The 17,845-nt window shown below is 58.9% G+C and carries 22 protein-coding genes; 10 read left to right on the top strand and 12 right to left on the bottom strand.

Features of this window, described 5'->3' with window-relative positions:
• Positions 1 to 53 precede the first annotated feature (53 nt).
• Complete coding sequence (locus tag AC0L3O_RS33015; protein WP_473617777.1) at positions 54 to 1,073, bottom strand: 1-aminocyclopropane-1-carboxylate deaminase; 1,020 nt, start codon at positions 1,071 to 1,073, stop codon at positions 54 to 56.
• Positions 1,074 to 1,200: 127 nt separating this feature from the next.
• Here AC0L3O_RS33015 and AC0L3O_RS33010 point away from each other — a divergent pair, with 127 nt between their 5' ends.
• On the top strand, positions 1,201 to 1,689 hold the full coding sequence (locus AC0L3O_RS33010; RefSeq protein WP_473535661.1) for an Lrp/AsnC family transcriptional regulator: 489 nt from the start codon (positions 1,201 to 1,203) through the stop codon (positions 1,687 to 1,689).
• A gap of 27 nt (positions 1,690 to 1,716) precedes the next feature.
• Here AC0L3O_RS33010 and AC0L3O_RS33005 read toward each other — a convergent pair whose 3' ends face one another.
• Positions 1,717 to 2,661: an alpha/beta fold hydrolase gene (locus tag AC0L3O_RS33005; RefSeq protein WP_473617775.1), complete on the bottom strand. Its 945-nt coding sequence runs from the start codon at positions 2,659 to 2,661 to the stop codon at positions 1,717 to 1,719.
• Positions 2,662 to 3,265: 604 nt separating this feature from the next.
• Between AC0L3O_RS33005 and AC0L3O_RS33000 the strand changes: the two genes are divergently transcribed.
• Positions 3,266 to 3,607, top strand: coding sequence for an acetyl-coenzyme A synthetase N-terminal domain-containing protein (locus AC0L3O_RS33000; protein ID WP_065008838.1), 342 nt, complete (start codon positions 3,266 to 3,268; stop codon positions 3,605 to 3,607).
• A 1-nt stretch (position 3,608) separates the two neighbouring features.
• Here AC0L3O_RS33000 and AC0L3O_RS32995 read toward each other — a convergent pair whose 3' ends face one another.
• A complete protein-coding gene (locus AC0L3O_RS32995; protein ID WP_473617774.1) occupies positions 3,609 to 4,541 on the bottom strand; it encodes an alpha/beta fold hydrolase in 933 nt (310 codons plus the stop codon).
• 1,906 nt (positions 4,542 to 6,447) lie between these two features.
• Between AC0L3O_RS32995 and AC0L3O_RS32990 the strand changes: the two genes are divergently transcribed.
• From AC0L3O_RS32990 to AC0L3O_RS32980, 3 genes are all read left to right on the top strand, one after another.
• A complete protein-coding gene (locus tag AC0L3O_RS32990) occupies positions 6,448 to 7,122 on the top strand; it encodes a Crp/Fnr family transcriptional regulator (protein ID WP_473617791.1) in 675 nt (224 codons plus the stop codon).
• Between the two features lie 219 nt (positions 7,123 to 7,341).
• Complete coding sequence (locus AC0L3O_RS32985; RefSeq protein WP_473617773.1) at positions 7,342 to 7,560, top strand: hypothetical protein; 219 nt, start codon at positions 7,342 to 7,344, stop codon at positions 7,558 to 7,560.
• Positions 7,529 to 7,768 carry a hypothetical protein gene (locus AC0L3O_RS32980; RefSeq protein ID WP_473494795.1) on the top strand — a complete coding sequence of 80 codons (240 nt, stop codon included), beginning with the start codon at positions 7,529 to 7,531 and terminating at the stop codon, positions 7,766 to 7,768. The genes AC0L3O_RS32985 and AC0L3O_RS32980 overlap by 32 nt, the downstream gene beginning before the upstream one ends.
• Before the next feature lie 102 nt (positions 7,769 to 7,870).
• Here the strand turns inward: AC0L3O_RS32980 and AC0L3O_RS32975 are convergent, their stop codons facing one another.
• The 3 genes from AC0L3O_RS32975 to AC0L3O_RS32965 form a co-directional block, all read right to left on the bottom strand.
• The gene (locus AC0L3O_RS32975; protein WP_473513621.1) at positions 7,871 to 8,122 is read right to left on the bottom strand and encodes a DUF6894 family protein; all 252 of its coding nucleotides are present in this window, start codon (positions 8,120 to 8,122) and stop codon (positions 7,871 to 7,873) included.
• Positions 8,122 to 8,838, bottom strand: coding sequence for a Crp/Fnr family transcriptional regulator (locus AC0L3O_RS32970; RefSeq protein ID WP_473617771.1), 717 nt, complete (start codon positions 8,836 to 8,838; stop codon positions 8,122 to 8,124). Before AC0L3O_RS32970 ends, AC0L3O_RS32975 begins: the two co-directional genes overlap by 1 nt.
• A 181-nt stretch (positions 8,839 to 9,019) precedes the next feature.
• A complete protein-coding gene (locus tag AC0L3O_RS32965; protein ID WP_473513624.1) occupies positions 9,020 to 9,514 on the bottom strand; it encodes a DUF2243 domain-containing protein in 495 nt (164 codons plus the stop codon).
• A gap of 444 nt (positions 9,515 to 9,958) precedes the next feature.
• Between AC0L3O_RS32965 and AC0L3O_RS32960 the strand changes: the two genes are divergently transcribed.
• The 4 genes from AC0L3O_RS32960 (at position 9,959) to AC0L3O_RS32945 (ending at position 13,619) form a co-directional block, all read left to right on the top strand.
• Positions 9,959 to 10,138: a DUF3606 domain-containing protein gene (locus AC0L3O_RS32960; protein WP_473617770.1), complete on the top strand. Its 180-nt coding sequence runs from the start codon at positions 9,959 to 9,961 to the stop codon at positions 10,136 to 10,138.
• 332 nt (positions 10,139 to 10,470) lie between these two features.
• Positions 10,471 to 10,878, top strand: a complete 408-nt coding sequence (locus AC0L3O_RS32955; protein WP_082982428.1) for a response regulator — start codon at positions 10,471 to 10,473, stop codon at positions 10,876 to 10,878.
• A gap of 1,358 nt (positions 10,879 to 12,236) precedes the next feature.
• A complete protein-coding gene (locus AC0L3O_RS32950; protein ID WP_473617768.1) occupies positions 12,237 to 12,662 on the top strand; it encodes a DUF983 domain-containing protein in 426 nt (141 codons plus the stop codon).
• A 465-nt stretch (positions 12,663 to 13,127) separates the two neighbouring features.
• The gene (locus AC0L3O_RS32945) at positions 13,128 to 13,619 is read left to right on the top strand and encodes an inorganic diphosphatase (RefSeq protein WP_473617767.1); all 492 of its coding nucleotides are present in this window, start codon (positions 13,128 to 13,130) and stop codon (positions 13,617 to 13,619) included.
• A gap of 371 nt (positions 13,620 to 13,990) precedes the next feature.
• On the opposite strand, the gene AC0L3O_RS32940 is transcribed toward AC0L3O_RS32945, so the two are convergent.
• The 4 genes from AC0L3O_RS32940 to AC0L3O_RS32925 form a co-directional block, all read right to left on the bottom strand.
• A complete protein-coding gene (locus tag AC0L3O_RS32940; RefSeq protein ID WP_473617765.1) occupies positions 13,991 to 14,479 on the bottom strand; it encodes a Crp/Fnr family transcriptional regulator in 489 nt (162 codons plus the stop codon).
• A 119-nt stretch (positions 14,480 to 14,598) separates the two neighbouring features.
• Positions 14,599 to 14,853, bottom strand: coding sequence for a DUF6894 family protein (locus AC0L3O_RS32935; RefSeq protein ID WP_473537224.1), 255 nt, complete (start codon positions 14,851 to 14,853; stop codon positions 14,599 to 14,601).
• A 132-nt stretch (positions 14,854 to 14,985) separates the two neighbouring features.
• Entirely contained in the window at positions 14,986 to 15,225 is a 240-nt protein-coding gene (locus tag AC0L3O_RS32930) for a hypothetical protein (RefSeq protein ID WP_473617764.1), read from the bottom strand.
• A gap of 466 nt (positions 15,226 to 15,691) precedes the next feature.
• Positions 15,692 to 15,946, bottom strand: coding sequence for a hypothetical protein (locus AC0L3O_RS32925; protein ID WP_473617763.1), 255 nt, complete (start codon positions 15,944 to 15,946; stop codon positions 15,692 to 15,694).
• Positions 15,947 to 15,967: 21 nt separating this feature from the next.
• Here AC0L3O_RS32925 and AC0L3O_RS32920 point away from each other — a divergent pair, with 21 nt between their 5' ends.
• Entirely contained in the window at positions 15,968 to 16,366 is a 399-nt protein-coding gene (locus AC0L3O_RS32920) for a YdbL family probable chaperone protein (RefSeq protein WP_473617761.1), read from the top strand.
• Between the two features lie 89 nt (positions 16,367 to 16,455).
• Here AC0L3O_RS32920 and AC0L3O_RS32915 read toward each other — a convergent pair whose 3' ends face one another.
• Together AC0L3O_RS32915 and AC0L3O_RS32910 are read right to left on the bottom strand one after the other, a co-directional pair.
• Complete coding sequence (locus AC0L3O_RS32915; protein ID WP_065008846.1) at positions 16,456 to 16,965, bottom strand: ferritin-like domain-containing protein; 510 nt, start codon at positions 16,963 to 16,965, stop codon at positions 16,456 to 16,458.
• 396 nt (positions 16,966 to 17,361) lie between these two features.
• Positions 17,362 to 17,845, bottom strand: a 484-nt coding sequence (locus AC0L3O_RS32910; RefSeq protein WP_473617760.1) for a hypothetical protein, incomplete at its 5' end; no start/stop codon positions are given.

The following is a 17,845-nucleotide window of genomic DNA, read 5'->3' as shown; positions in this document are numbered from 1 at the left end:
TGTACTCCGATGCCAACTGCGATACCGGTATGGGCGATTCCCAGGGCGGGGGGTCAGCCTTCCTTGTAATAATAGCTGTAACCGTTGATCGCCGGGGCGCCGCCGAGATGCGCGTAGAGCACCTTCGAGCCCTCCGGGAAGAAGCCCTTGCGGGTGAGATCGATCATGCCCTGCATCGATTTGCCCTCATAGACCGGGTCGGTGATCATCGCCTCGGTGCGCGCGGCAAGCCGGATCGCCTCGTTAGTCTCTTCGGACGGCACGCCATAGGCCGGATAGGCATAGTCGGGGTTGATGACGATCTCGTCTTCCCGGACCTTGCGGCCGAGACTGATCAGGTCAGCCGTTTTGTCGACGATCGAGCGAACCTGCGCGCGGGTCTGATCAAGCGTGCCCGACGCATCGATGCCGATGACGCGGTCGGCCCTGTCCTGCGCGGCGAAGCCGACAATCATGCCGCCCTGGGTCGAGCCGGTGACGACGCATACGACGATGTAGTCGAACTTGATGCCGAGTTCCTTTTCCTGCTCGGCCACTTCCTCGGCGAAACCGACATAGCCCAGCGCGCCGTATTTGTGCACAGAGGCGCCGGCCGGGATAGGATAGGGCTTGCCGCCGGCATCCTTCACCGACTGGATGGCGTCTTCCCAGCTCTTGCGGATGCCGATGTCAAAGCCGTCGTCGACGAGGCGGCTGTCAGCGCCCATCAGGCGGGTCATCAGAATGTTGCCGACGCGGTCGTAGACGGCGTCGTAGTGGGGCACCCACTTCTCCTGGATAACGACGCACTTCATGCCGATCTTCGCCGCGGTCGCGGCCACCATACGGGTATGATTCGACTGCACGCCGCCGATGGACACGAGTGTGTCGGCTCCCGATTCGATGGCATCCGGCACGATGTATTCCAGCTTGCGCAACTTGTTGCCGCCCATGGCGAGACCGGAGTTGCAGTCTTCGCGCTTGGCATATATCTCGACCTTGCCGCCCAGCGCCGCTGTCAAGCGTGGTAGATGCTCGATCGGCGTCGCGCCGAAAGTCAGAGGATAGCGATCGAATCTGTCGAGAAGGGACATCGGCTCGTCTCCGTGAATTTGTGAGCAAACTGTAGACATTTCTTCGCGGAAGGTGCTCTCGAAATTTGGCTTCTGTATTCCATATTTACCAGCGCTCTGATAGATTGTCCGAAAGTTCACCTTAGCGATGGGCCTGAAAGTGGAAGATTCTGTCTCAGGCGCTTTGGACCGTATCGACGTCAAAATCCTGCGCGCGCTGCACAATGATGGCCGTCTGACGAATGCCGAGCTCGCGACGCGCGTCAACGTCAGCGCGGCCACCTGCCACCGGCGCACGCAGCGACTTTTCGAAGACGGCTACATCACCGGTGTGCGCGCCGATATCGCGCCCGCGGCGGTCGGTCTCGGCGCTCTGGTCATGGTCGGCGTGGTGCTCGATCGCTCGACGCCGGAGAGTTTCGCCGCCTTCGAAGGCGCCGTGCTCGAGATGAAGGACGTACTGGACTGCAACCTCGTCGCTGGCGATTTTGACTACCTCCTGAAGATCAGAGTCCGCGACATGGCGGACTTCAACAAGCTGCACGGCCAGAAGCTGATCGCGCTGCCGGGCGTCCGGCAGACGCGCACCTTCTTCGTCATGAAGGAGGTCAAGGAGAACGCCCGCCTTTCGTTCTGACTTGACCAGGAGGTACGATGAGACCGATCAGGTCTTTTTCACAAACTTCGACAGGATTGCGTTGAATTTCTCGGGATACTCCCAGAACATCATGTGGCCGCCGAATGACTCGAACGTTGACTTCGGGCAGTTCGCGGCGATGAACGGCTTGGCGACCGCCGACCAGTGCTCAGCGGCGACATGCAGCGAGGGGATCTTGCTGTCCACCAGCTTGGCCTCGGCCAGGTAGTTGGCGAAGGACACATCGGCGATGAGGTTCGCCGCGATCAGAGCCGGCACTGCATTTGACTGCTCGAGCAGCCATGCCGTGACTTCCGGCGTGAGATCCTTCTGGATCATTACGTTGTCGGCATACCACACGATGACGTCACGCAATCCCTTCTGGGATTGAACGCCACCAAAGAAGCCAGCGAGATCCTTGAAGCCGCCTTCGATCCAGACGCCGGGTTCGGTCGTCGTGCCGACCGGCGGCATGTCGATGTTGACGAAGCCGGCGAGCTTGTCGGTGCCGTTGTTCCTCACATAGTGCCATGCAGCCAGCACGCCGGCGGACCAGCCGACGAGGACGGGTTTCTCAACTTTCAACTGATCGAGCAGCGCAGCCAGATCCTGTGCGTGGGTCGCATAGTTGTTGCCTTGCAGCGTTACGGTCGAACGGCCGTGGCTGCGCGGGTCGAATGAGATCACCCGGTTGGTCGCGGCGAAATGTGCGAACTGATGCTCGAAGACCCTGGTGGTTAACGTCCAGCCCGGCACGAAGACGATCACAGGGCCTTCGCCTGCCTCTTCGTAGTAGAGATCGACACCAGGTTCGACCGCCAGATATTTGCCAACCAGCTTGGGCGCAGCGGCTTTTTCTTGTGCGTTCGCAGCTATGCTGGCGGTCAGCACCGCGGCGGAGGCAGTTACTCCGGCCAGCATCGCCTCGCGTCGGGTCATTGCAGCTTTCTTCGAGGTTTCATCTTTGTCCATTTCATTTCTCCTTCATCGACTGAGCCCGTCGATCTGACCACACGGACGTCTCTCCTGCCGCCGCGAAGGCGCAGGATGGCATGGATATTAACGAACAGCGGCTGAAATGTACTTTCATTGTTTACTGCTGGATATTATGAATTGAGCTAATAGAGCCGTAATAATGTTCTGATCGCGCAGAAAACCAATTAAAATTGGAAGAATCATTCAGGAGTATGAGATTGTTCGCGGCGGGTTTTGAACTCGCCGAAGCGATGCGCGCCCCGATGGATGAGCAGGCTACTCGATCAGCATGAGGTCGATGAGAGCTGGCCCAGCTCAGTGCGGTGGTGTCCGGCCGCCTTCAGCACCCCCGTTCGCGCCGGGCGCCGCCTCGAGGTAGCCGACAAAGCGGATTATCGGCCGAAGGATTGCAAGGGAGATGGTCGCGCATCAGCTGTGGGAAGCGGCGAGCCGCGGGACGCGGGCGTTAATCTGTTCGGTTAAACGCCGAGAAGGCACCTAGTGGCACTAAGGCGAAATCTGGTGGTGTTGGGCGCCTGCGACGCATCGGCCTGTTATCTACACCGCGGCCGCATAACATTTGGTTCAAAGGAACTCGTCGATGATCGACTCACCCTTATTTCAGCCCAGCACAGACGAGATTCGCACGAGCGCAATCACGAGGTTTCGCGAATTCTGCACCTGTACCTACAAGGCTGATCTACCCGACCATGATGCGTTTCATCAATGGTCAATCGATGAACGCGGCACTTTCTGGTCTGCCGTCTGGGATTATTGCGGCGTGATTGGACAGCCCGGGCCACGCGATCTCATCAACGGCGATGTTATGCTCCACGCTCGCTTCTTCCCCGACGCCAGCCTGAACTTCGCCGAAAACCTCCTGCGCATCTTGCCGGCGTGGTCCGCGCGCGGGTGGCTGAAATGCGTGTCGGCGGTGAAGTAGATCATGCAGGGTCCCCGCCGCCCGCAGCGGCGACCTTGTCAATCATGGCGAGAATAGCTTGCGGTGCAGCGTGGTGGACCATGTGGCCGGCCTGCGGGATGATATCGGCAAAGGAACCGTGAATCTCGGCTTGCAGTCGAACAGCCTCGGCCTGGGCGTCGAACAGCCGGTCGCCAGCGCCGGCAACAATACCGGTGGGCAGCGACAGCTCATTGTACCGGGCGGAGCGGCCGCCGGCCAGTGCTGCGACCAGCATCAATGCCGACTCCGTAGCGATCGAGCGCAGTTGCGAGGGACGGCTGGCGACGTCCTTTGCCGATGAAGCATACTCTGCAGAGATTATGCCGGGGCGGAATATCTTGGCCATGGCCAGCGGCCAGGTAAGCCGCACAAGCAGCGGCAGCAAAGTGTGGCGGACAACACCACCGGCGACAGGCAAGGCCGGCAGCGCCGCCAGTGCGAGGCCCAGGCGCGGCGGTGGATGATAGGAGCCGGAAACAAGCACGATGCCGGCGACCGAGGCGGGACGAAGGCGCGCCAGCTGGATAGCCACCGACGCACCCCAGGAATGTCCTAGAACGAGATATCTTTCGATCCCAAGCTGTGCGACGGCGGCATGAATGAGATCGGCTTGCGCGGCCGCCGTCCACCATTTGCCTCGCGGCCGCGCGCTCCTGCCGAAGCCCGGCCGGTCAAAGGCGAGTACCCGGTATTTCCTAGCCGCCGCGTCGAAGATGCCGCTGGTCTTGAAATCCTCCGCCGACGAGCCGTTTCCGTGCAGCAGGATCAACGGCATCCCGCTGCCCTGCTCAAGGACGTGCAGGCGTACTCCTGCCGCCTCGACGAAGCGCCCCGACAGATGCGAGAAAAGCGCGCGTTTGGCGCGCGCGCCGTTGTACAACGCCAGGCCAGCCAACCCGGCGCCAAGCAGCATGGCGGCTGCTGTTGCCTTATGAGTGCCGCGGACCACTAGCGGCCACCGCGCGCAATGTGAACAGACGTTACCACTCTCGACATGCCTTGCTGTTGCCGAACTGCCGCGCATGTCGGCGCGCCGCTTACCAAGTGCATCTTTGCTCTCTGATTGAATAGCTCCGATTTCTCGGCGGCAGCCTAACCCACCTGATCGTCAGTTGTTCCTCCTGAAGAGGTTCAGCTAGTTTTCCGCTCGTCTGAGCTTTCAAAGGGGAACTTTGAGTGGGACGCAGGTTAAGACGTTTGGCACCGAAAGGGATCCCAACCATGACCGCGCAGCATAGAAATCGGGTCGCACCATTGCCGATCCGAGCAGATGCAACGCACCCGTAGGTAAGGCGAGGAACCTCCGGCCCTTGTTGAGCTAACGCACAAGAAGAGGATGCGAGATGGCAGGAAAAGATAGCGAGCAGTTTGTCGACGATCCCGTCTACGAGGCAAGCCTGGAGTCCTTTCCGGCGAGCGATCCGCCCGCCGCTTCGGATCGGTGCAGTCGATGTTCAGGAGTTGCTCAAAACGGATCGCGTCGCACGTCCAGTCTGGAACGAAGCCCTGGCGGAGGCTGCTTCGCATGCTGCGAGCGCAGAGTGCAACGATCTTGCGGCCGACATCCGTTCTATGCAGCGGGAAGAGCCTCGATAAGAGGCTACCAAATCGGATTTCCCGGATTGTCAGCCATGGTCACGGCGCTTGGTGCGGGCGCAGTTCCGGTGCGCCGGGAGCTCTCCCGGTTCAAAGGGCGCATCATCCGCTCCTCACTCTCACCCGAACAGGAAGCTCGGCTTCAGGAGGCGCTGTCAAGAGCGAGGGCCTCCGACAATGCGCCATCCGCCGGCTCAGCAAGTGCGGCCTAACCGCTCGCCAAAAGGCGCCTGTACCGACAGATCGGAGGACAAACCAGCGGGAAAGAAGAGGCGTAACGGACAAAGAAAAACACGACAGACAGGAGCGCACCACGGATGCTGCACGGGCATTCACAGGTTGAGCGCGGCGCAAGAGATGCGAAGGCGACTCGGTTGCGAGAGCAACGACTTAAGGCTAAATCCGATCGTCCTGCTGCAATAGTGGCAAACCGAAGAGGCACCCGATCGGCAACAAGAAAGCCCGCCGCGGGAGGGGACCGCAGCGGGCCTTTGAGGAGCACCTTCGCGGCTATATCCTGGCGAGGGATCGACCGCTACGGTTGTAATGCGCAATCCCTGTAACGGTTCCAATACTTTTGCGGACGCGGTGTGTGCCGGCCTCGCGAGTATTGTACGTTGCGATCCTAATTATTCGCAAGTTTTTTGCCCTACTTCAGGAACACATGCTCGACACGAAAGTTCGGCACGTGCAGCTATTGTTCCCTCCCAATGAACGGCTGCAGATCGGCCCGATGCACCGATCGGCCCGCGTCCTCTCCCTCCAGGGGCGCGGGCTTTATTGCCCGCACGGAACACCAGGCGTGTGCGTTCGCCGGCATGAAGCGACTTCTCAGCGAGTGGCCGCTTTGGCAGACACAGGCCTTGGGCCGGGTTGGCGGTTGTTCTGGTTTCCTAGCCATCGGCGTCGCACTGCTTGCCTGGACAGTTAAAGGTTCATCGTGCCGTTTCCCGGCAGCATGAGGCATCCACGAAAGCCATCGGTGTCGACCAGTCAGACAGCATCGACTCTCCGCGCCGATCGGCGTAGGTTTCTCTTATCGGCGATAGATTTCACGGGCATCGCTGGCTGTGAGCGAGCATCGTGCTTCCGCCCCAATTCGGGAGGGAGCTATGAGCAGCCCCAACACCTCAAAAATTGGCCTCGTCCTTTCAAAGGACCGCGCCCGCCCGCAGCCAACTCGCCGCCCAGAAACTGCATATAGAAATCATTTGCTGCGACGCATGGCTCCGGCCGACCTGCGATTGCTGAGGCCTCACCTTCAAAGCAGCTTTCTGCCTCTGAGAACTCAGCTCGAAACCGCAAACGCCGCGATCGAGGCCGTCCACTTCTTTGAGGCTGGAATCGGCTCGGTGGTGGCGAAGCTTCGTCCGGTGATTGATGCCGAGGTTCGCCTCATCGGCTTCGAGGGCATGACTGGCTCGGCGCTGATCATGGGTAGCGATCGATCCCCGCACGACTGCTACATTCAGGTGGAGGCCGAGGTTCTCAGCATGGACGCCGAGCCATTCAATGAAGCGCTTTCCGACAGCCCGACGCTGCGGCTGTTTCTGCTGCGCTATGTGCATTACGCGCATATCCAGGCGAGCTACACCGCCCTGGTCAATGCGCGCTTGAAAATAGAAGAACGGCTGGCACGTTGGCTGGTCATGTGCGACGACCGCATCGAAGGCGAACGGCTGCCGGTTACCCATGAGTTCCTGTCAGTCATGTTGGGAGTACGACGGCCGGGCGTCACCGTGGCACTTCAGTTGCTGGAGGGCCGCGGCCTGATCAGGTCAAATCGTGGAGAGGTTATTGTCCGCGACCGAGATGGGCTCATCGCCTTGGCAGACGGCTCATATGGGCAGCCGGAGGCAGAGTATGCCCGCTTGATCGGTGATCCGGCATCCACATGATCTCAGGGCAACGGTCACGGCGGCCGTCTCCTGTATGCCGAGACATCGGAAGGTCGCACTTGGTTTCTAAGAGCCACGGCATTTGATAAAAACGTACAAACGTTTTTCAAGACTCTCTGCGCCCATTGCCTTACCCTCTTCCGATCGGCGCTAATCACTCTCGGGTACCGCCCGCGGTTAGCGACTAACGCGATTCCGCCCCAATGAGAGGAAAGGCATATGGTCGGCCTTAAGTCTGCAAAGAGTGGCATTGCCTTTCCTAGTGACCTGACTTTGTTGAAGCAGGTCTTTGATCGTGTTTGCGTTGAGGAAGGTGTTCCCGTCGGTAGCGAGCAGGCTGAGCGCCTGAGCGTTAGCGCAATGGAACTCTTCTCAGATGGCGAATTTGACGAGACGGCAGTTCTTTATGAACGCCTTCGACTCTATGCCCGATTGTAGCGCGGAAAGAAAAGCGTTGACCTCCCAACATCAGGAAGTCCTGACGAGCCTTGTCGCTCGGTATGAAATCCTCGTGTCGATCCAAGACAGGATCGTTGAGCACGACCGGCGGTTCGGCCTGGCTTCCGAAGTGGACGAAGGCCTTTTAGATCGGCTGTTCGTATCGCTCGGCAAAGCCCGCACCGCCTTGATCCGCGAGGTCGGCTAAAAGCCCGGTCCTCGTTCACTGCACAGCTACGAGCGGCTGGTGCGCCGCATGTTCAACCGCGACGTCGAGGTTCATCTTTGTTGGATGTCGGCGAGACGGCATTTACTCAAGCGGTTCGATCACCAGCGACAGGCTAAGCCTCAGAACCTTTCTGCCACTCTCGTCCCTGATATCCATGATGAGTTGCTGCCCATCGAGACCTTTCAGTTCGTCCTTTGCCAGCTCGGTCAATCCTTCGACGGCTGCATTGCGCGCTGCCTCAATCCCCTCGCATTCCAGACCCGTATTGTCTTCCACGAGATGCTGGCGATCGCCGCTATCAAAGAAATACCTTGGCATATTGGCTTCCGTCATTAGAATGCCACGTCCGGGTCCTTCTGGTGCAGGTAAGTCGGATCAAAGTCCCCTGCCTGAACCAAACCCGGCCAATCGACGGCACGGAACTTTGTACCTGACATCGCGATCAGCCCGTTGCCTCGTAGCGCCTGAAGCGTGCGGTTCACGTGAACCACGGACAAACCCACCGCATCACCAAATGCTGCCTGGGTGATCGGCAGATCCGCGACGTGGTCCTCAATGCGTCCAGCAAACCTTAACCGCACAATGAGTTCGCATAACATGTGGGCCATACGAGCGTAGGCGTCCCGTCTCCCGACGTTGGTGACCCATTCCCGGTAGATTGCAGCGTCAATCAGGGTCGATCGCCAGAACGCGGCTGCAACGCGCGGGCGCTGTTCGCAAATCGAGCGAAGAGCGCTGTGGCGGATTAACCCCAATCTGCCCGGCGTCATGCTGGAGAAGCTGCAATCCATGACTGCCAGATGGATGCCGTGCAGATCCGGGAGATCGCCTGCGACAAAGAAGCTGGTGATCTGCCGCTTTCCCGCACCAGTGTGCTTGTATGAGCATGCCACGCCGTCCAAGACGACAAATGAGTTGGTTGGCCGATCGCCTTCTATGAGGATATCCCTGTTAGCCGGAACATCCTTCTCCTGAATCGTGAGGCCTCCTAAGGCTGCGGCGTCATCATCGCTGATCTCAGCGATGCCACGCAGCTTGCGGATGAGCACGTCCGAGGAGAAAGCTGGACACAAGGACTTGGTTACCTCCGTGGGTGTTACCGGCCGAACTTGCATTCGCCTCAGATGTTCCACGCTGCTGATGCGGATAAGAGGTGGACACGCCCGAGATGAAGCTGCGCATCTGGCATCTGCGCGGCGATCGCGCTACTAGGCAGGCACCTCAACGCAACTAGCCTCGCGAGGCACGCCTGCCCTGCCTCCACAGCCTCCACCCGCCGACCAACATCAGCGCACCCCAAAGCAGGAAACCCAAATCCCAGTAGATCCATTGCTCCCGCGGGACGGTCTCGTTGACATGGTGGATGGCCAGGATCTGGTGATCCACCAGCCCTTCGACGAGGTTGAACAAGCCAAATCCGATGAGCATTGTGCCGACCAGCATCTTTCCCGACCACCAAAGGTGCGATTGATGCGCGGCGCGCCAGAGCAGGAGCAGCCCAAGCACAACGAACAGATAGGTGGCGGCGTGGAACAGGCCATCGAGGAGCGTGTTGAATCGTAGGTTTTCGACGCTGTCGGCGGGATAGCCGGCGCTGGTTAGCATGTGGTGCCACTGGAGCAGCTGATGAAAGACGATGCCGTCGAAAAAGCCGCCCAAACCAAGGCCAAACAGAATGCCTGCGAGCGTGGGAAACTGGCGGGGCTTCGCATCCAGGCTTGGCACAAGTTATTTCCTCCTCGGGCGAACAAGCGCAACGCCGACGACCAACTTTCGTTGCCGCGGCCCAGCGGAACCCGTTCCGTTCACTCTGGCTAATGTAAGCCGATCGCCGAGAACCGAATAAGTGCGTAATCGCGCCAATGTCGCGCGTAGATAGCGCAAGCTTGAGGAGTTACCAGACCCCTATTTCCGCTCGCCGAACTCTGCCCCGTTTCCAGGCGTCGTGCGACGATCGTCGGGTGGAGTCTGGATGACCTCCGCGTCTGTGCGGCCAAACTCCCGGCCGATTTGAAATGCCGCATACAGCGCGCCAAGACCGATTAAGAACCGAAGCATTTGGGATCTCATTCGGCGGTAAAACTACACGGCCGGCAGTTAGTTCCACAGGGGCGGAACCACAACGTTGAACATCCGTTGCACTGACCGTGGGTCAGGAGGACGCAACAGATGGCGCACAAGAGGACGAGCGACACGAGCCGAGTTAAGAAGGGTGCAGAACTCGAAGTTGAGCACCTGGCGGAGGTGACAGATGTGACGCCCAAACAGGCGCGGGCATTGCTTCGCAAGCACGGCGCGGACTGGCAGCGGCTGAAGGACGAAGCTGAAGAGTTGAAGAAAGACGAATAGTCGGGTTGTCGATCTCCGGCCCCTTTGCCGCGGAAGTGTGGGCGACCTGTGAAGTGTACGCCTTTTGAGACCGGTCGTGACTCAAATAGGCCGGCCCGGCAGTGATCATTGCACTGCGGCGATCGGCCGGAGCGAGCGCATGATCTCCCGACGTACCCGTCCGGCATCCAGCATGCAGTCGACGATCGCATGACAGCCTGGCTCCATGTCTCTTGGCGCGATGTGTTTTCGCTCGCTTTAACAAATGAGCATGCACTCTGGTCCGGACAGGCTTATGAACTGATTGCCGTGGTCTCAGCGCACGTCGTGCTCCTGCCCAGCAGGAGGAGCACATGAGAAAGCCACTAGCACTGATTGTTGAGGACGAGCCGATGATCGTCGTTGAGATCGAGGCCTCCCTTAAACAGGCTGGCTTTGCGGTAGCCTCGGAGCCGAGTTGCGTTCGTGCAAGACAAATTTTGGCCCTGGTTGAGCCGGACGTCGTTATACTGGACGTGCTCTTGCAGGACGGCGTCAGCTCTTCGGTTGCTGAAGAACTCGTGGCCCGCAACATCCCCTTTGTGATTTATAGTGCCACGGACATCGAGGGCCGAGGTGAGGCCTTCAAGGCCGGAACTTTTGTCGAGAAACCTGCCGACGATTCCGTGCTCGTAGCTTTGGCGAGTTCGATGGCCAGGGCATCCGCGGCTGGCGAGCACGCTTCCATCTGGATAAAACCTAGGCAAGTCGGTACAGTGTGAGATCGCCAGCCACACACAATGGGCGCTGACGCTTGGGAGCGACCATCGGACTCCTGCCCCGAACGCAAGGCATTGTCTGATGGCAGAAGAAGCAGGGCGGGCCCGCCTGACAGACGACTATGTACGCTCACTTGCGCAGGAAACAGGTGCCACCGAGCAGCAAATACGCGGCATTGTATCGCTGATCGGACTTGATCGTGCCTCGATCCTGAGAGAAGCGCGTCTCTTGCGCCGTGATCTAGGGCCGAAGCTTTATTCCTGCAGACGGTCCGCGAGTCATCGACGGGCGTCAGCCTTCTCGGTTCAGGTTGCAACTTTAAAGGCAACATCGGCGTGAACTCTGGTGAGCATATCTACCGTGTACCAGGCCAAGAATATTACAATGAGACGCTGATTACCTCGAGCAAAAGGTGAACGGTGGTTTTGCAGCGAGGCCGGGGCGCGATCGGCCGCTGGCGGAAGGCGACGCGATGAAAACAAAGCTGACGAGCGCCGCCTTTGACAGACCCAATTAGCAGATACCCGACAAGCCGTGCTACATGGGCGAAATTTACCCATTTAACGAGACCGAGCTAGCGCGGGTTCTGCGTGCCAGCCTTACGCATCATCGGGTGCGAATGGTCGTCTTGCGCGGTGAGATCGCCCAACTCCGAATGGAGATCAGAGACGCCACTGCCATCCGCGCTCATGTACGAGCTGCTACCGCTATGAGGGAATGACGCCAGAACCGCGATCCCATGTATTGCCGCCTATCGCAATCTCGTTGAGACCAAAAGCACCCAGATCGTGCTTGGCGCACTGAATCGGCGTCAGAGTTCATCGTTCGCATTTCAGCGGCCGAGCTCAGCGCGAAGTTATCGCCTACCGCGCGCAGGACGCTTGGCTCCAGCTATTCGGCAGCGATCTGGAGAGTGTTTCAACATGGATCCTGCAGTGCTGTTGGTGGCCACTGTCTGCGTCCACTGAGGTAGGCGAACAGCTACCGCTCGATTCCTGCAATTGATTGAATTTCCCGCCTATAGGAACGGAAGCTTGCCGCGCCAAAATGTTCGCACGTTCGACGCCTGCCATCGGTTATTACGCGCTGTTCGAACCCAGCGGCTGTTCATTTACGCGGGATTTCAAATTGGCCGTGAGTTCGGCCGCACCAGGCATCCAGATTCCACCCGACGATCGTCGCTGGACGCCTGGAACGGGACAGAGTTCGGCGAGCGGAGCTAGGGGTTTTGCTAGATTCCTTAAGCTGCGCTATCTACGCGACATTGGCGCGAGCAAAACCAGTTACTCCTCGACGCCGAAACCCCAACAAGGACGCAGCCTGCCTCGGAACCAATGCCGGGGCGATGTGGTTTTGCAGGATGCCTACCTACTACAATGAAACGACCAACCCCGTCCTAACCGGTATCAAGGGGCGTTGCCCACGCTGCCAACAGGGGCATCTGTTCAGCAGCTATCTCAAGCTGGCGCAGAATTGCGATGTATGCGGATTGGATTTCTCGTTCGCCGATCCGGCTGATGGCCCGGCCTTCTTTTCCATGTCGATTGTGGCATTCCCGGCGCTGGCTTTCGCACTATGGTTTCAGTTCACGTATGAGCCGTCCTATTGGATGCATGTGATCACAACCTTACCCCTCACCGTTGGCGCGTGTGTTGCATTGCTAAGACCGCTCAAAGGCTGGCTTGTTTGCTCGCAGTACTTCCACAAGGCTGAGGAAGGCTCCATCGACCGAGAATGGCATGCAGCCGAAGCTGAGCGCCATCGGCAGCAGCCGCCGAATACGTGAAGCTATGGGCCAAGGACGTATGTAGAGCTGCCGCACCTTTTCAGCCAGCCAATGCTCCCAACTACCTCGGTTCCCATTCGTCGCTGATTCCCAGCACGGAACCGTGTCGGATATAACCGTGCTCGCCGCGGAGGTGCTCGATATGCAGCTTCACCGCCTCTGGCCCACTGCTTCGCCGGCCGTTTCTTCAACTCTTTGGGCAGTGGACCGGCGTGTCCCTGAAGCCTTGCCGTCGATGATCGCATTCTCGACCTCAAGCTCTCTGGCGGCTTCGATGAGCCCAGTGTATTTGCGCGTCCAATCCGCACCGGTTTTTGTGAAGACGCGGATAGGCACGTTCGGAACAAATCCGCCATCCGCCGCTTAGAGAAGTCTAGGGCCATTGGGATGGACTGGCGAGGACCAAACGTGGCGAATTATCTGACACTGCCTACGACTACATCGAAGGGTCGGATCAGGGTAGTCGTGGAAACACCGCGTGGCACCGAAGCAAAGTTGACTTACAAACCCAAGAAGAAGCTTTTCGAATATACGCGGCCGCTTCCAGCAGGCCTAGCCTACCCCTACGACTGGGGCTTTCTGCCTTCTACGCTGGGCGACGATGGCGACGCCCTCGACGGTCTAGTCATCCATGAGGCAGCCAGCGCTCCCGGTGTTGTCATCAAGTGCGATCTGCTGGCGGCCCTTCGTGTCATGCAAACGGAGAACGGCGAGACCGTGAGAAACGATCGCTATGTATTTTTCCCGCACAAGCAAGATGCGCATAGCGAGTCTCTCCTTGGCGAGAATATTCCGGATCGTTTGCGATCCGAGATCGAGCAGTTTTTCCTGGCGTCGGTGTCCGGCACCGACAAGCAGATCGAATTCGAAGGGTGGCACGATTCCAGCCAAGCTCTCCGGAACATCCATCGGGCCATGAGAACTTTCGAGCGGAAACAGCGAGCCGCCGGTCTCTGAGCGCTCCCACAATATTGATAAGAATGTAACTTGAGAACACAAGGCTGCCTGGACGCCGGATGGGCACCTTCCTGGGTCCAACTTCGGCGAAGTGCACACGCAAACTGCCGCTGGGTAGCGAAGTCCCAGATCATGCAAGTGCCGGTTCGCGAAAGCGATTTATGCCGTGAAGAATATGGATGGCGAAAGGGTTAGGCGGTGGGGAGCGCCAGCGCGAGGCGTCGGTTGAATTGCCGATGACGGTGGCGCTCGTCGCTACCGCGACTTTCGCCGAAGCCGCCGATTATAGGGGCTAGTCGGTTTTCCCCAGCAACCGCTCATATTCCCGCTCCGGCTCGCTGTAGGTGCCATCGGCCAACTGGAACAGACCATCACGATCCCTGATGACGATGCCAGCGAGCCAAACGTTCGTCCAACTTCGACCGTGCGTTTACCAGGGCGGTGTAGCTGGTCTGAATATAGAGGGTCTGGACATAGAGAAGCAGAAGAGCCTTCAGCGTAGTGCTCTCAGACAGAGCAGACGACAGTGCCGGGGCTGGAACTCGCAAGCCGCTTCCCGCCAGTTGCATATAGGTGTCATGTGCGGCGCGATCGCCACCTAGGGCCAGTAAGGCTCCGGTCATGCCTTCCAAGCCGATCAGGCCGACCTCGGTATCCCGGCCCTTAGGTATTTTGGCGACGACCGACGCGATGCCCTCTTCTAGGAAATACACGTGTCCGATAACGGACTTCGCCGACTCAAGCTGGGTCCGCATCGGCAGCGCTACCCGTTCCATGTGGGGTTCGAGCAATGCCAGATCGCTAGGGAAAAGTCGCCGCAGTAAATTATTTTGATAGAGCGTATTGGGCTGGTTAAACATGACTCCACCCTCGGTAGGGCAAGAGCTTTCCGATCTCCCAGCCGTTCGCGCCCGTGACAACGTGCGAACGATGAAACTACATATGGGGTGCTAAAGTCCGAAAGCCAGTCACTTAGGCATTAAGGGCGGGCACCGGGCTTTGTAGCGGCATCCGAGAAAGGAAATCGCAACACCAATGCGTGTTTGTCGTTGCATATCTCAAAGACCGCGCCTGTCAGCACTGGCTTCCCGCTGAGCAGTCCTTCCGCCAGGATCTCCTTGGCGGAGGCCATCGCGTTCTCCTCAGCCTGCGCCATATCCGCGAATTCCTGCCCCTCGAGGTCCTCCACCAGGTGCCCGTCCTCGCTCCGGATATGGAAAAAATATCTCGGCATGCTCACTCCACCTCCATGGCTATCTAGATGCATGGAGGCTCACGGATAGTGTCGGAAACGTACCAACCGGGGGATATATGAACCGGACACTCGACGTGTCGGACTGCCTTGAGCGCCTTCGCAGGCCAGCGGTCATCTGACGCTGTCGGTGACTTCTGACCTGTCGAACAGCACGCCGAGACCATGCTCGACGGCACAGGCGGCAATCATGTCATCAAGGGCTTTGCCGGACACAGGGCAATTGGGGAGGACTTCCCGTATGGCGGTTTCAGCCCTCGATGTGGAAACCACATCGTGCCGCCTTTTCCTGGTCTCCATATAGTGGTCGACTAGGGATTTCAGACGCCCTGCCGCAATCTCATCTGCAAACATTGTTGTTCACTCCTGTCAGTCAGGTCGCCCGGCGACAATGGCCCGCCCAGGTACGAGGACGGGCCAATCCGATCGAGGTGACCGGTGATCCGAGTGAGGGACCCGGATCGCTAAAGTAAGTTTGAGCCGGATTGTTAGTTCCGTGGCGGCTACGGCTTGGTAATTCCCGTACATTAATTCCTATGCTGAGGTCTGAGGCGGCAAAGCTTGCGTGAGCTGCACCAAGCCCTTCTTTTGGCGCACGCCGAATCTCGCCGCCGGCCAGGCGGCGCAGGAAGCCGGCGCCTTCCGGCACCGCCGCGGATGATTGGAGAGCGCCACGTGCAGCGTGCCTACTACCACCTCTTCACCTTCCAATCCCTCTTCGGTTGCGGTGCCGGTGCCCCAGCAAGAGCGGTTTCAATTCTCAGTCGTTGTTGCCGGAGCCGAGCCGTCTTTGCATTTCGTGCCGCGCGCTCGACCTCGATCAATTCCCGCGCAGCATCCGGCGTGCGCTCCTTTCTGTCTTGTTTTTCTTTGTCGGTGAATGCTTGCCTTTTGCCGCATTGTTCTCCCCGATCCGACAGCACAGCGCGTGTTGCGGCACTGAAATTGTCGCCAAATCAGGTTCCAACAGCACAGCACAAAAATTGCCACATTCTTCGGCACGGCGGGCTGCATCGGCTCCCCAAAGCGCACGCCGCTCCTCTGGAACGCTTCGACCACTTTGCCCGTTGTTCAAGGCACCTGCAGGAGGCTGGGCATGAAAACACTCCCCCACCGATTATTGCTGCCGGCTGTGATTACATGTCTGCTCTTTACCGTTCAGACATTTGCTCAGACTGGGCAGCGAGACGATCTACCCGGGCAAGGCGCATCGCCGACGACGGAAGATTCTCAGGACCCGCAAGACGTCGGCGTTGACGTTTCGCTCGGTAGGCAAGAGGTGAAACAGAAAATCGCAGCCAAGCTCGGAATCTCTGAGACTGAGGTGCCTCTGGCTGTGCATGTTCCCATCGAGCTCGCTGAGCGGGTCTGCGAAAAAGAGGTGTTCGATGCGCGCTCGAACACGAACCGAAGCTGCACCGCGACCAAATACATCCCCGAGATTGCCGAGGCCGCGCGAAATCATCCGCAGACCTCCGCGGTTCCGGAGCAATAGGCTCGTAGCAGGTGAAGGGCTCGCCATTCCCCCGCGTATGGGTCGCGACAGCTCGCCCTTAAGCGCAAATAGAGCGGCGCCTCTGCACGTCATCGTTTCGCGGTGTCAGAGTCCCGCTCGTCGCGTCTGAGAAACTCGCTGGTGACTGTGCCGAGCCTGTTTTCCAACCAGTCGGCCATCGCCTCTTCTTCGCGCAAATTTGCTTTGCACGCGCTTTGGGTCTCGAGGTCGCCGACCTCGTCGGCTGCGGCAATGAGCATCTTGTAGCTGGCGATTTCCATATGCTCGAACGTGTAGCTGGCTAGCGATCCTTTCATCACCTCGTCGCCTGCAAAAATGCCGCTGATATTCTGTCCGAAGGCGATTATCTTACCCCCGGCATCCTTCAGGGTCGAAGATCCATCGCCAATCCGGTCGAGGCATTGTTCGAGACGTTTCGCCTGTTGCCTCGTTTCTTCGAGATGCGTGTTCATCCGGTCACGAATCTCGGGATAGTTTTCCAGACGCTCGATTTGGCCGCTCAAAATGGTCTCGGCCTGTTCTTCCATGGCGTGAGCGTCGCGAAGCCACTGCACCAGACGTTCCTTGGGCTCTGTCATGTTGGTCTCCGTTGGGTCAGCATTAGTTTTACTGCCATCGCAACGTCGCCACCCACCGTTGGTTCCGATCGCCCGCCAAGTGCAGTCGATACTCGTGGCCCGTGCTCTCTCCCAAGAAGCGCGGGATTTGCATTGTCAATCCGATACTCCGGATATCGCCGCGGATATCTCGCCTGAACGGCTATGCTAGCGCAGCAGATCTGCGACTATCCCCAGGTCGAGGGCCTCTTCAGAGTGGATGTAGGAATTCGTTGTCGCTCGGCGGTAGAGTTCGTCAATGCTAAGCGAACTGCCCTCAACGAGTTCCTTAAAACCGGTCCATTTCCAGTCGCTCCGCTGTCTCAAGTAGCGCAAGCTGCTCGCGCACGATCTGAATGGAAGATTTCATCGGGCCATTCAGTTCGACACTCGTCTGCATACACCGCTCATGCACCAGGAGAACCGCGTCCGTGGTGAGGAAGCGGAACGGCTTCGGGAAGCCGCGAAGATAGTCACCCCCGCCGAATACACTTTCGTCTTGCCGACGCAGTACGCATTCCGGCCTGAATGCTGCCCAAACAGCCGAATTTCGAGGGCAATCCGCCGGGCCGCATCGGCATCCCCGCCGTTGGTGTTGAGCTCCATGATGAGGTCGTCGCCGCTCTGGCGTACGGCTTCCAGGCGACCAAGAAAGAAGACGACAGTGCCGTCGTCGATCAGACCGTTGACCGAGATGTTAGGCTCGAACAGGAGTTGCCGCAGGCTTGGCGCCTGGCCGGCCGGCACCGGCGACAAAGGCGCGCCACCGTCGTCCGGAGGCGCGGTCTCTCTATTGTTCATGACGTGCTCATTGATTCCGTCGAAGCGCCGATTACCTAGGCAGCTTCCTGCATCGCTCTCT

This window comes from Mesorhizobium sp. WSM4810 (genome assembly GCF_055811235.1).
This window is presented reverse-complemented; position numbering and strand designations above follow the sequence as displayed.